Genomic DNA, 13573 nt, shown 5'->3' on the forward strand with positions numbered 1-13573 from the left:
TATGAAAAAAGAAACTTTCATTGATATTCTTTTAGAAGTTAGAGAGCTATTGAGAAATCAAAAAGAAATCCTGAATCTCAACCAGCTTTGTAGTTACACAGGCTATGAAAAATCATATATCTACAAATTGACAAGCAAAAGGAAAATTCCTCATTACAAAACACCTGGAGGAAATAGTATTTTCTTCAGAAAATCTGAGATTGACGAATGGTTAACGGCAATAAAAGTCAAAACCCTTGAAGAGATAAAATCTGAAGTAAATAATCAAAACCCAAAGAAAATTTAGTGAAAACGGAGAAAATCATTTCTCTTTTCAGAAATTGAAAATTACCATTATCAAAAGTTTCGGCAAAATTGTCTGATTTCAAATAAAAAGCGTATTAATATTCCGAAAAAAGAAAGAGAAGAGTATTAATACAAGTCAATTTTGCCGTTTGACTTTTGTTCACCTCAAAAAAATAAATTATGTACGACACAATTCATTTGAAACTATATCTGGAAGATGTTGAAATGCCTTGGAATACCGATGAAATTAAGGAGAACTTAATGCCAGCTGATAAATATGCCAGAGGAAATTTTAGACCAACAGGAATGATCAGAAACATGGCAATATTTGTCAATGACGAAGTTATAAGAGTTGAAGGAAGCATTGCAAAATATTTTAATAAGAACAATGTTGTAAACTTTGATTTCAGAAATTTTGGTTGGGCAATTATGTTATTAAGTGATGAGCTTGGTGTTGATCTAAAAAATGCTCGTATTAGAAGACTCGATATTGGAGCAAATTTTGAACTCAAAAATGAAGTTTCTGATTACTTTCCTGAGATGTATTCTTTGAAATATTTTCAACGTGATAATTCAAAAAGAACAACTTTGAGATATTATTCAAATAGTGGCAGAAGAAATTTAGTTTTTTATGACAAGATAAAAGAGTTTATTGCAAAGAATAAAAAACTGATCCAAGACGATACTTCTCTTATTGATACTTTCCATAATCTGGTTCGTTACGAATTTATGATGCAATCAAACCCTTCTCAGCACCTGAAAATCCCAGATTTAAGGGTTAAAGATTTGTTCAAAGCTGAAAACAGCAAAAAGGCTCTAAGATTATGGTTTGATATGTATAATAGAATTCACAAAAAATCATTGTTAGCATATCCTGGTGTAAAAGGATTGAAAGGTTTTGAAGCTTTTATGAAAAGGTATCTCATGTACCGTTTGGGTAGAGATAAGATTGATTTTATATTGAAAAAAGGAGTTGATAAAGGATTATTAAGGTCAAGTGACAAATCAAAGAAGCTTAGTCAATTTGATGCTGCTTTGAACTCTGATTTAGGATTTAAACTCAGAGGAAATACAAAAGAGTTCGATCACGAAATGAAAAAAATGTATGTTGAAGGTTTAAAGCAAACTTTCAGAATGAAATAAATGTTGAAAAAAATCGTCAAGTAGGTTCTTGTTGACCTACTTTGTGCTTTTTAAAAGAAGACAAGGAGAATCAAAGAAAAAATGTCAAATTTTGAAATTCTCTTTGTTGAAACGAAACAGAGAAAGGAATTGCAAAAATTTCTATCTTTGTGATTCAAATTTTATCGGAAAAATAAAAGTGTAAAACTTTTGCTTTTGTTCTGTGAATCGGCAAAATTCTTAAATGTTACAAAATGCAAACAGTTTCGGCACACTTGTCTTATAGGCAAGTGGCTTATCCTGTTTTTATGTAACATAGGCTTTGCCGAGCCTTCAGAACTAAAAGCATGTGAGAACCACTTGCTTTTCTTTTTTCCAGAAAAGCTGTTTTACGATAGACTTCATCACATCATTGAAGATTAAAACAGTAACGATATGAAAAACAATTATGGTTTTTTCTTTCTTTTATTGACTCTGACAGCTTTTTGTCAAGGAGTAAAAGGACAAGAAACAGAAAAACTGGAACAATGGATTTTTCCAGTCAAAAACAATTTCCTTAGCCTGAAATCAAAAACAAATTCAGAGGATTTTTTCAGAATCAATTATTTCAAAATTTCAAATCAGCTTATCGGAACAACCCTTGAAATTGGATTCATGAACTCCGAACCGAGTGCCAAGCTCTTTCAGATCGGGAGTGATGAAGTTTCATTGATTAAGACAAAAGACGGAACTTTTGGAGACATGGGTGGAGAAGAACATGATTTTGGGAAAAATAACATTTATTTCAAGCTCCCTGCCTCTATCGGAACAACCAAGTGGAGTTACGCAGATGATAACGGAACAATTTATTATGGTCTGTGCTATTGGAAAACAGGAAAAGAAAAACTTCTTGTTATTGAAAGGAAAATGTCAGGAAGACAACAATTCTCTGAAAAAACAGTTGAATACTATTCTAAGAACAGAGGATTGATAAAACAGGAAAATATCAACATAAAAACGAGCAAAATTTCAGAATCTTATGCTGTTGAAGAGGTAGGATTTGATTCTCAAATGGATATTCTGGATTTTCCTTTATCTGATTCTTTAAAGTCAACTGAAAAAGACAAGACTTTCAAGTCAAAAGAACAATCAAATATTACTAATCAATCTCAAAACGACATCTCCTTTCCAGAGGGAACAATCCCGAAAGAATATTTTGTACAGGTGTTTTTAGACAAAGGTCTTCCTTATACGGTCAAAGATACTCTCATCATCAAGAACAAACGAGGATTGGCAGGAATACCAGCACCAAAGTATTTCAAAGGGGATCAGGGAGTTTACTATGACGGAAATAGAATATCTCACGGTGATTGGATGATTGATGCAAAAATATTGAGTATTTCCTATTTTAAACAACCATTCTCATTTATTCAGCAATTGTATTATTCCGACGGAGAGGGAAATTTGAGAAAAGTTACCAATCCAAAATTTTATGTTGATATTGATTACAAACTCAACGACACTTCAACATCAAAAGATTTTGTTATGAAAGAATCACTTGATAAGACCTCAGACATATACAAAGAACTAAACCCAAAAATGCAGAAACAAGGAGTTTATTTAGTTGTCAATAAAATCAGTGAGGAAAATGTGAAATCACAGAAAATCGTCAGAATAAATTTTGAAGAAGAATGAAAAAGATCACTATAATATCAACAGTTGTTCTCTTGATGTTTTCCTGTTCCAAAAGAACAACAATAGAGCAGGTAGATTATGATTTGAAAGGAATGCTTGAAAACAAGGTTGAGGTTCAGAATTTGGAAATCAGAAAAATCTCTCCCTTTTCTGAAAACGGTCAGGAATTAGACAGCGTTTATTTTGATTGTGAACTTTTGTTTACCGATGACTTGTTTTCAGAAGATTTCAAATTTAACAGAGGAATGAATGTGTCAGCTCAAAAGAACATATTTGTTTATGATAAATCAAAAAGATTAGTAGCTCTCAAGTTTGGAAGAACAAGATTGATAAATTGAATATAATTTTTGATAAAAATTAGTAGATAAGATGATATTTAGATATTTCAAATAAATTGATTAAATTCACATTGAAATATACAAATTGATAACCATTAACTAATAAATTATTCAAAATTATGATGGAAGAAAATATGATTTCTCAATGCCCAAATTGTTCTAAAGTTTTAGCACCCAAAAAAGTATATTTTTGTGGAGGCTGTATGACACAAATTAGATGTAAGGTTTGTGATGATGTTTTGGAGATTGATGATGTAGGATGCACCAATTGTGGTACTCCACGTGAAACAAAAAACTCAACAATTTCACCTGGAATTGTTAATGCAAACACTTTTAGATTACATGAAACTAGTTCAGATAGGACAATCGAAGCAACATTTAGTGATAGTGTGGGAAAGGATTTAGCTGGGATTTTAAGAGACTTGTCAGGAAATGGAAAAATTAAAAATATTCCTGTAAGTGAATATGAAGCTCCAAAAATTAACACTCAAGAGTTTGAACAAAATGTAGAAACTATTGATGTTGACTATTCTATTCAAGAAAAAAATGTCATTATTGAGAAAGACATGAATCAGAAAAAAGAATTGCACAATGTAGAAATAGAAAATTACCCTGCTTTGAAAGCAATAGCGATGAAAAATCTTCCTTCAACTGAAGTAGAATGGGTTGTTGTTTACTCATTTTATGCATCTCATTTTGGTAAAGATACTTTTACTCGTCAAGACCTAATTGCAAAATATGATGAATCAAAAAGGCTTGATAATGATAAAAAAAATAGATTGTCTACAAATATTGGAAGAGCTGTTCGGGGTAATTTTATAAATCCTTTATCTGAAGGATACTCTATTCTTAATGAGGGTGTCGAAAAAGCTAAAGAGATAATATCAAGAACTATTGGCTCACAAGCAAAACCAAAAGCATCATCAAAACCAAAGAAAGATAATGGTAGTGAAAGTGATAAAAGTAGTAAAAAGAAAACGTTAAATGGTACAAAATATAAGGTGCTTTCAGATATTGATTTTCATCCAATTGGAGAAGAAAATTTAAATGATTTTGTTCAAGAGCATAATCCCAAGAATGATAGTGAAAGAAATTTGCTCTTTACATATTATTTATCAAAGATTCTTAAAATTCAGACAATAACTTTGGATCATCTATTTACTTGTTATGATGCTATGAAATATAAGCTTCCAGAAAATATGTTAGGAAGCTTTAATAATACCAAGACTAGGACATCATGGCTCACTGGTGATAAATCAAATATTGAAATAACAACCAAAGGTCTTAATCACTTTAGAAATTGGAAGTCACAATAAATAAAAATGTAGGTAAAAAAATGAGTTTGGATTTAATTACATTTGTTAATCAAATTGAAAAATTTGATGATATTCCTGCAAGTCAGAAGATTGATTATTTTGTTTACTATCATACTTCAATTCTTGGAAATGAAGGCTGCTCTGCAAAAGACATTGAGATTTATTTCAATGAGCTGAAAATTTCAAAGTATAGTAACATTCCGCAATACTTGAAAAATAACTCAAAAAAAGTCAAAGGCAAAACGGTGAAATTTATTCTTCAAAAAGGATTATATCATTTAGAAAGAACAAAAAAAAATGAAATAGATGGGTTGATGAACGTTCCAAAAATCATTGCTCCCACAAGTAGCTATTTTCCCCTTGAATTGTTTGATAATACAAGAGATTATTTAAAAACAATAGCTAAACAAGCTGCTTCATGTTATGATCAAGGTCTTTATGATGCGTGTTCGGTAATGACAAGAAAATTGCTGGAAGTTTTGATAATTGAGTCATTTGAAAGATTTAATATTTCGGATAAAATAAAAAATGCAAGCAATGGGCACTTTTATTTTTTAAGTGATCTAATTGATCATTTCAGCGCTGAAACTAAATGGAATATTGGCAGAAATGCAAAAGACAGCCTTAAAAGCTTAAAAAAGATGGGAGATATGAGTGCACACACAAGACGATATAGTGCAAAAAAATCAGATTTAGATAAACTAAAGGATGATTTACGAATTGTTCTTGAAGAGTTAATTCATTTGATTGATTATCCAAATTGGAAAAAATAAATAAGCTCACCTCAGCATTGTTGAGGTGTCATATTTTTCATATAAAAAGTACCAAAATAATCTTTCCGAAATTAAGACGATTTACCAATGTTTTGTCCTAATTTATATTTAGATATTTGAATGAACTTAGAGCAAAAGGAAAATAAAGGAAAGGAGAAATTTTAGAAATCAAAAAAGATTTTGGAAATTCGCCTTGTACAAGATTGTGTAAGGGAGATTTCGGAAAATCGGAAGAATTTCGTAAGGATTCAAAACAAAAAAAACTCTGATACTTGTATATATCAGAGTTTTTTAATTGTTGTTAAGTAGCCCGTAGGGGAATCGAACCCCTCTTACCAGAATGAAAATCTGAGGTCCTAACCGATAGACGAACGGGCCATCTATCTAACACTAATAAATTAGCGGGTTAGATTTTTTGTTTTTATAAGTTTCAACTCTTATTAACCACTCGGTTAGTAGCGATTAAATTTTGTAGCCCGTAGGGGAATCGAACCCCTCTTACCAGAATGAAAATCTGAGGTCCTAACCGATAGACGAACGGGCCTACTATACTTTTACGCTAATTTATTAACGTGCTTTGTTAATTTGCTTTTCAAGTTAGCTGCTTTGTTTTTGTGGATAATATTTCTTTTAGCTAATTTATCCAATAAAGCAATAACTTTTGGCAGTTGCTCTGTAGCAGCAGCTTTGTTCTCTTCATTTCTTAAGACTTTAAGAGCAGTTCTAGCAGTCTTGTGATAATATCTGTTACGAACTTTTCTAACTTCGTTTTGTCTGATTCTTTTTAATGCTGATTTATGATTTGCCATATCGTTCAAATGTGAGTGCAAAACTATAAACTTTTTTTTAATCTGCCAAATTATTTTTTAAAATTTTTCAATTTTCTTCGGACAGGTATTTTCTGAGTTTATCTATTGCTTGTTCTATTTTTAAATTCTCTTGTTCTCGTTCAATTTTCTTGATCGTGCTGCTTAGCATGATCATCGCATTGTTCCATTCTCCAGTGGTATTGGTAAAGGAAAGTCCGTCAATTGTTACTTCAAAGGCAACCCTTTCTCCTGTCCTGTAAAGTCTGAAACTTATCTTATCATCTCTGCCTGTAATCCCCTCTTCATTGATTTGTAAATCATAACTTTTTGGGTTAGAGTGGATTTTCTTAAAAAGAAGTTTTGCTTCCTGTATTTTTAAATCCGGCATGATATCAAATTTGGTAGCCTATAGGGGAATCGAACCCCTGTTGCAAGAATGAAAATCTTGAGTCCTAACCACTAGACGAATAGGCCAAATTTTGAGGTTGCAAAAGTAATGATTAACTTTTTAACTTCAAAATTATTTTTTACGTTATTTAAAAACTTTTTGGATAATCGTATTCTTGATTCCCTTGGATTCAAGGTCTTTTTGAAGCTTTACAGCATCCTCTAAAGTAAATACTTTACCATACGTGTAATAAAACACGCCATTGTCTTTATTTCTCTCCACATCTTTCAATGTCTGAAGAATAAACGAATTGCCATTCAGTTTTTCGCCCGTATAGACCTCTATGGTATAATAGCCTGTCAGCAGTTTTTGATTAGGCATAAATCCTACCGCATAAGCATTTCTGAATCCTGCATCCTTAGCAGTTTTAAGATTGATATCTCGTATTGAGGCCATATTTGTAACCCCATAGTAATATTTATACTGCCCGTTGTCTTTAATAGGGAGAATATAGTTTAATCCTTTTAAGGCCGGGTCTCCGTCGTTGTATTTAACAGGGGAGCTCAACAGTAAAATCCTGAAATCATTTTTCAAAGGAGATTCAGCAGGCTTTTCAGGTTCAGGTTTTTTGGTAGCGATAGAAGATCCGCCTGTTTTTCTGTCAATTGCTTTTTTATAATCGATGATCGCATTATAGATACTTTCCGAAATTTCGGTTTGTCCCTTTTCAGAAGCCAGATAGTGGCTTTCTTCGGGGTGGTTGATAAATCCTGTCTCTATCAGTACAGAAGGCATCGCATTCATACGCAGTACGTGAAGGTTTTTCTGGAAAACCCCTCTGGAAAACCTTTTATCTTTATTTACAAAATTACCTTCAACCAGTCCGCCAAGCAGCAAACTTGATTCAAGGTATTTGTTCTGCTGAAGCTTCAGCGCAATAAGAGATTCCGGAGAGCTTGGATTGTAAGAGCCGAAGGTCTGTCTGTCTTTTTCATCAAGAAAGATCACGTCGTTCTCTCTTTTTGCCACTTCCAGGTTTTCATCATTCTGGTTAGGTCCCTGTACATAAGTTTCAGTTCCGTAGGCTGTTGGTCTCTGTGAAGAATTACAGTGAATGGAAACAAAAAGATCAGCTTTACTCCTGTTGGCCAGATTGGTTCTGTCTGATAGGGAAGGGTATTCATCAAATTTACGCGTATATATAACTTTGAAATCTCTGTTTTTTTCCAACATGGCCCCAACTTTGAGAGTAACGGCAAGAGTAACGTCTTTTTCTGCAACCCTTCCGATATCTGCATAAGTCCTGTTCGCTCCGTGGTCACTTCCCCCATGACCAGCATCTAAAACGATCGTAAATTTCTTTTGTGAAAAAATTAAAATGCCGGAAAGAAGAAGGAGAAATGATAAAATTATTTTAAATTTTTGTTTGTACATCTTACAGTTTTAAAAATTATACTAATTTTGAGCCTTAATTTAAAGAATAAAATTGGCCAAAACCGTCCTCAAAAATATATTACAAATTTTAATTATCCTAATTTTTAACAATTTTTTAGCACAGAAAACCCCTGAAAAATTGCCTAAAAATGTGGTTAATGATACTATTTCCAAAAAGGATACCATTGTCGTAAAAAAGGAAGCTTTAGATGATGTTCTCCGTACAAAAGCAGATGATCAGCGAAGAGATGTTCCGAAAAAGATGACATTTCTGAATAAAAATGCCCAGGTAAAATATCAGGACATGCAGATTGATGCGGATTATATCTCTATCGATGACAACAAAAACCTGATCTATGCCCGCGGAAAACAGGATTCTCTAGGGAAGATCATAGAACCTGTAATTACCACTCAGGCCGGCAAGAAGTACGAGACCAATGAGTTCAGCTACAATACCAAAACCAAGCAGGCCATTGCCTTTAATGCCAGAACAGAAGAAAGTGAAGGGGTCATTACGGCACAAAAAACCAAAAAGTATAATGATTCTGTTTTTGCCATGAGAAACGCAGATTATACTACAGATGAATATTATATCAAGAAAAAAGATACGGCCTCGGATTACTTTATGCGGGCTTCCAATATCAAGCTGATCAAGACAAAAAATAAATCACAGATTGTTACAGGTCCTATCCAGATGTATATAGAAAGAGTGCCAACTCCTCTTATTCTTCCGTTTGCCATTCTTCCGTTTTCGGAAAAGAGGGCGGCCGGTATCCTGATCCCAAGTTTTGGGGAAAGGGAAGATGTAGGATTCTTCCTTAACGGATTGGGGTATTACCAGCCGATAGGAGAGCATTTCGACCTTAAAGTACTTGCCGATATTTATACCAAAGGAAGCTGGAACCTAAGGCCGCAGATGAATTACCTTAAGAAATACAGGTATTCCGGAACTTTTACAGCCGATGTGGGAACCATGGTGAGAGGAATTAAAGGTTTGGACGATTATACCAAAAACAGTACATACAGAATCGCATGGACACATACTCAGGATACAAAGGCAAATCCTTTCCTGACCTTCAGTGCTTCGGTGGATATCGTAAGCACCAAGTTTTACAACAACCCGCTTAATAACAACTATATTTTCAACCAGAACGTTCTGAATACACAGCAGAGTTCGGCGGTAACAATCACAAAAAGATTCTTAAAGCTTCCTGCAACCATTACCGGAACGGCATCATATTCTCAAAACTTTGCCACCGGGCTTGCAGATCTTCGTCTGCCTCAGATGAATGTGGCGATCAATCAGTTTTATCTGTTTAAATCGAAAACAGGAGTGAGACAGGGACTTCTTGAAAATATTACAGTGAACACAGGTTTTAACCTGACGAACTTTGTAAGTACACAGGAAAATGAGCTTTTTACAAAAGCAATGTGGGATAAGATGCAGACAGGACTGAAAAATAATATTGCATTGGGAACCAACACAACGGTAGCCAAATATTTCACATTCAGTTTAAGTGCCAATATTGATAATGCTTTAACGACCAAGACACTGAAAAAATATTATGATCCTGTAAAGAATGCGGATGTAGACGAAATTCAGAAAAATATTGCCGGATATTCCACTTTCTCTTCATCTGCCAGTCTTCAGACTACTCTTTACGGTATGCTGAAGTTCAAAAAAGGGTCTGCGGTAGAAGCGGTAAGACATATGATGACGCCAAGTCTTAGCTTTACATATTCACCGGATTTCTCAAGTCCCGGTTTCGGATACTATAAAAATTATTATAATGCAGAGGGTGCCCTGACCCCTTATTCTATTTTTGAAAAAGGAATTGTGGGAAGCCCGTCAAGCGGAGTGGTAGGAGCTTTAGGTTTTAATATTGGAAACAATATCGAAATGAAAGTAAAATCTAAAACCGATTCTACCGGCGTGAAGAAAATAAAAATCTTTGAATCTCTTAACCTTTCAGGGAACTATAATTTTGCAGCGAAAGATCATCCATGGTCTGTATTCAGCATCAACGGACAGTCTTCTTTCTTCAATAATAAATTGAATGTGAATACCAGTCTTTCACTGGATCCTTATAAGATTGTCTTTGCTCCGGGTGCAACACAGGGGGTGAGAACGGAACAGTTTGGACATTTCAGTGTACAGGGTTTCAACGTACAGTTATCATATCCTTTAAGCAGCGAACTCTTTGGCGAAAAAACAGATTATGCTAAAAAGTATCCGGCAAAAGGAGAAATAAGAAATGAAAATTATTATTTTGACGATGATAATTATGCCCATTTCGACCAGGCATGGACTTTGAATATCAATGCCAACTATGCTTATTCAAAAGGATTGTCCGCACTTGGTACTAAGATTGCTTCTGTAGGTCTGGATGGCAGCATCAAGCTTACTCCGTACTGGAATATCAATGGAAGTACACATTTTGACCTGGTGACGAAAGACCTTGCCTATACAAGAATCGGGTTTTCCAGAGACCAGCGAAGTTTCACAATCAACTTCAACTGGGTTCCTTTTGGGCAGTATAAGGTATATGACTTCTTTATCGGTATCAAAGCTAATATCTTAAGTGATGCATTGAAATACAAAGACAGAAGTTTTACGCAGCCTGGTGCACCTTTCTAATATCAGATTGACAATTGTAAATATAAATTTTATATTTGCACCAAAATGAAATCACTATTCATGAAATTCGTTAAGCGAACGATGAAGGGAAGTGATGGCATGATGACTTTGAAAAAAATAAATATCCACATATGAAACAAATAATCAACACAGTTAATGCACCTGCAGCAATCGGGCCTTATTCACAAGCTAATATGGCCAACGGAGTTTTATATATTTCCGGCCAGATCCCTGTAGATCCTGCAACTGGTAAACTTGTAGAGGGAATTGAGAAGGAAACGCACCAGGTAATGAAGAACCTTGAAGCTATTCTTACTGAAGCGGGAATGACGTTTAAAAATGTAGTAAAAGCTACAATCTTCCTTAAAAGTATGGATGATTTTGCAGTAATGAACGATATTTATGCCTCATATCTTGATGCAGACAGCTATCCGGCCCGTGAAACTGTACAAGTTTCCTGCCTGCCTAAGAATGTTGATATTGAAATTTCTATGATTGCACATCAGGATTAATGAATTTTATAAGAAATACAATTGCGGTTCTTGTAGGCCTTGGAATAGCCGGGCTTATTATTACTCTTGGTATAAGGGTTTTTCCGCAATGGATCACTTTCGAAGCTTTTGCTCCCTTTGAGCACTGGCAGAGATTTCTTTACAGTATGAGAGGCGATAATGCGTTTTTCGGTTTTCTGCTGTTTATTTCAGGGCTGGGAACAACGATAGGAGGCGTTGCTACTGCACTTATTGTAAAGTATGCCAAGGTGGCTTATGCTATTCTTATCGGTTTTATCATGCTTTTCATAGCCATGCTGGATGTTATTGTATTTCCATACCATCCTACATTTTATAAGATCTCTATTTTCCTTACGTTTTTCCCGTTTTCGTGGATTGGGGGTAAGATTGTAGAGATTATTTATGAACGGAATAAGAAAAAGAAGATCGCTGATAAAATGAACAAAACCAAATAAAATAAAAAACGCTGCAAATCTGCAGCGTTTTTGTTATTTAAGAGACTAATTGTCATTATTTATTAAGGCATCTTGAATCCTTTGGTATAAATTCTTCCATAGTCATCCACGAATTTCACCTGTACATTACCCTGGTATTTATCAAGGATCTTTTCTACATCTTTCTGTGAATTTACAGGCTTGCCATTAATTTCTATAATGATGTAATTGTCTACAATTCCGATCTTGGCCATCTCGCTTCCTTCGCTTACATTTTTAGCAACAACTCCGCTGTTCAGCCCATATTCCGTTTTAAACTTTTCATTAAGAGGATCAAAATCTGCTCCTATTTTTTCCGTTACGCTTAAATCATCTTTAGTTCGGGTGGTTGTTCCTCCTTTCTGGTCTTTAAGGGTCACCGTAGTTGTGTTTGGCTTACCGTTTCTCAGATAGGTTACCTGAACCTTGTCACCCGGACGCTTACTTCCGATAGACATGGAAAGATCTGCAAAGTCTGTAATGTCATAGGTATCTATTTTAGTAATGATATCACCTTTTTTCAGACCTGCATCTTCAGCGCCGCTGTTATCCCCGAATCCGGTTACATAAACTCCTGAACCTGCTTTGATGCTTGTTTTATACTGCTGGTTGTACGCAGCTACCTGCTGGTCGTTAGAAAGGTCTAATGACGAAACTCCTAAGAATCCTCTCTGTACAATTCCGAATTTCTTGATATCTTCAACAATTTTTCTTGCTAAATTAGCCGGAACAGCAAATCCGTATCCCTGATAATATCCTGTGGTAGATTGGATTGCAGAGTTGATCCCAATTAGATCACCATTGACGTTAACCAGGGCTCCTCCTGAGTTACCCGGGTTAATCGCTGCATCAGTCTGGATAAAGCTTTCAATAGGATTGGTAGCTTTGCCCTGGCCTCCCAGTATACCAATTCCCCTGCCTTTAGCAGAGACAATACCTGCCGTTACAGTAGAATTCAGCCCAAGCGGGTTTCCTACGGCAAGCACCCATTGTCCGACTTCGATATTGTCTGAATTGGCAAAATTTAAATAAGGAAGTCCTTTCTCTTCAATTTTAAGTAAAGAAATATCCGTATTTGGATCAGTTCCCACAAGGGTAGCGATGTAAGATTTCTTGTTACTTAAGACCACTTCCAGTTTATTGGCTCCTGCAACAACGTGATTGTTGGAGATGATATATCCGTCCGGTGAGATGATTACCCCGGATCCCATTCCTGATGGCATGTTGTCCGGAGCCTGCTGCTTCTGTCTCTGCTGACCTCTGCCTCCGAAAGGATCTCCGAAGAAGAAATCAAACAAATCCTGCTCTGAAGCCCTGCTCGTTGATCTGCTCTGGTAATTTTTGATTGTAACAACAGCCGGAACTGTAGTTTTTGAGGCCTTTACAAAATCATCGCCTACAGCTCCTGTATTCATACCTACAAATGAGGCATTAGGGGCTGCTGCTGTGAAGTAAGACTGGTCACTGTTATTTGAATGCTGACCGAAGTATTGTAGTGTCCCAACGGTAGTAGCTCCTGAGACAACTCCCACTACTGCAAATGGTAATAGTTTTTTTAAAGTACTCTTCATTGTATATCTTTCTTTTTTATTTATTTTATTGATTTTTTTTGTTTTATACGCAAACAAATTTAATGCTAAATAAGTAAGCAATTAGCATGCTATGTTTCAATTTTAACTAAAATTTAACGGCTATTGTGTCATTTTATACATTATGTCATAATCTTAGATCGTGTATTAACAAAACTTAAAAAATTATTAAAGAAAAAATGTCACATTCAACCGGGCTGAAATGAAATTTATGTTTAAGTT

At 34.8% G+C, this 13573-nt stretch carries 13 protein-coding genes and 3 tRNA genes; 9 read left to right on the top strand and 7 right to left on the bottom strand.

Going from position 1 to position 13573, the window contains the following annotated elements:
* Position 1 precedes the first annotated feature (1 nt).
* The 6 genes from AC4IFE_RS04230 (at position 2) to AC4IFE_RS04255 (ending at position 5508) form a co-directional block, all read left to right on the top strand.
* On the top strand, positions 2 to 286 hold the full coding sequence (locus AC4IFE_RS04230; protein WP_490755156.1) for a helix-turn-helix transcriptional regulator: 285 nt from the start codon (positions 2 to 4) through the stop codon (positions 284 to 286).
* Between the two features lie 179 nt (positions 287 to 465).
* A complete protein-coding gene (locus tag AC4IFE_RS04235; protein WP_490755158.1) occupies positions 466 to 1428 on the top strand; it encodes a phage/plasmid replication domain-containing protein in 963 nt (320 codons plus the stop codon).
* A 414-nt stretch (positions 1429 to 1842) separates the two neighbouring features.
* Positions 1843 to 3081, top strand: a complete 1239-nt coding sequence (locus AC4IFE_RS04240) for a hypothetical protein (protein ID WP_490755159.1) — start codon at positions 1843 to 1845, stop codon at positions 3079 to 3081.
* On the top strand, positions 3078 to 3419 hold the full coding sequence (locus AC4IFE_RS04245) for a hypothetical protein (RefSeq protein ID WP_490755161.1): 342 nt from the start codon (positions 3078 to 3080) through the stop codon (positions 3417 to 3419). The genes AC4IFE_RS04240 and AC4IFE_RS04245 overlap by 4 nt, the downstream gene beginning before the upstream one ends.
* Positions 3420 to 3538: 119 nt before the next feature.
* Positions 3539 to 4735, top strand: a complete 1197-nt coding sequence (locus AC4IFE_RS04250; protein WP_490755163.1) for a hypothetical protein — start codon at positions 3539 to 3541, stop codon at positions 4733 to 4735.
* 20 nt (positions 4736 to 4755) lie between these two features.
* Entirely contained in the window at positions 4756 to 5508 is a 753-nt protein-coding gene (locus AC4IFE_RS04255) for a DUF4145 domain-containing protein (RefSeq protein ID WP_490755164.1), read from the top strand.
* A 306-nt stretch (positions 5509 to 5814) separates the two neighbouring features.
* On the opposite strand, the gene AC4IFE_RS04260 is transcribed toward AC4IFE_RS04255, so the two are convergent.
* From AC4IFE_RS04260 to AC4IFE_RS04285, 6 genes are all read right to left on the bottom strand, one after another.
* A tRNA-Glu gene (locus AC4IFE_RS04260) sits at positions 5815 to 5886 on the bottom strand.
* A gap of 94 nt (positions 5887 to 5980) precedes the next feature.
* Positions 5981 to 6052: transfer RNA gene (locus tag AC4IFE_RS04265), tRNA-Glu, on the bottom strand.
* Positions 6053 to 6062: 10 nt separating this feature from the next.
* Positions 6063 to 6317, bottom strand: a complete 255-nt coding sequence (gene rpsT / locus AC4IFE_RS04270) for a 30S ribosomal protein S20 (protein ID WP_040993501.1) — start codon at positions 6315 to 6317, stop codon at positions 6063 to 6065.
* Between the two features lie 67 nt (positions 6318 to 6384).
* Complete coding sequence (locus AC4IFE_RS04275; protein WP_111957012.1) at positions 6385 to 6705, bottom strand: hypothetical protein; 321 nt, start codon at positions 6703 to 6705, stop codon at positions 6385 to 6387.
* Positions 6706 to 6716: 11 nt separating this feature from the next.
* Positions 6717 to 6791, bottom strand: a tRNA-Glu gene (locus AC4IFE_RS04280).
* Positions 6792 to 6849: 58 nt separating this feature from the next.
* The gene (locus AC4IFE_RS04285; protein ID WP_490755166.1) at positions 6850 to 8139 is read right to left on the bottom strand and encodes an N-acetylmuramoyl-L-alanine amidase family protein; all 1290 of its coding nucleotides are present in this window, start codon (positions 8137 to 8139) and stop codon (positions 6850 to 6852) included.
* Between the two features lie 52 nt (positions 8140 to 8191).
* On the opposite strand from AC4IFE_RS04285, the gene AC4IFE_RS04290 reads away from it, so the two are divergent.
* The 3 genes from AC4IFE_RS04290 to AC4IFE_RS04300 all read left to right on the top strand — a co-directional run bounded on the left by AC4IFE_RS04290 (position 8192) and on the right by AC4IFE_RS04300 (position 11744).
* Positions 8192 to 10777: a putative LPS assembly protein LptD gene (locus tag AC4IFE_RS04290; protein ID WP_490755167.1), complete on the top strand. Its 2586-nt coding sequence runs from the start codon at positions 8192 to 8194 to the stop codon at positions 10775 to 10777.
* Between the two features lie 131 nt (positions 10778 to 10908).
* The gene (locus AC4IFE_RS04295; protein ID WP_062700765.1) at positions 10909 to 11289 is read left to right on the top strand and encodes a RidA family protein; all 381 of its coding nucleotides are present in this window, start codon (positions 10909 to 10911) and stop codon (positions 11287 to 11289) included.
* On the top strand, positions 11289 to 11744 hold the full coding sequence (locus tag AC4IFE_RS04300) for a hypothetical protein (RefSeq protein ID WP_111957020.1): 456 nt from the start codon (positions 11289 to 11291) through the stop codon (positions 11742 to 11744). The genes AC4IFE_RS04295 and AC4IFE_RS04300 overlap by 1 nt, the downstream gene beginning before the upstream one ends.
* Positions 11745 to 11806: 62 nt before the next feature.
* Here AC4IFE_RS04300 and AC4IFE_RS04305 read toward each other — a convergent pair whose 3' ends face one another.
* Positions 11807 to 13333, bottom strand: coding sequence for a trypsin-like peptidase domain-containing protein (locus AC4IFE_RS04305; RefSeq protein WP_490755169.1), 1527 nt, complete (start codon positions 13331 to 13333; stop codon positions 11807 to 11809).
* Between the last annotated feature and the right edge of the window lie 240 nt (positions 13334 to 13573).

It is taken from the genome of Chryseobacterium sp. UF-81, from assembly GCF_058245105.1.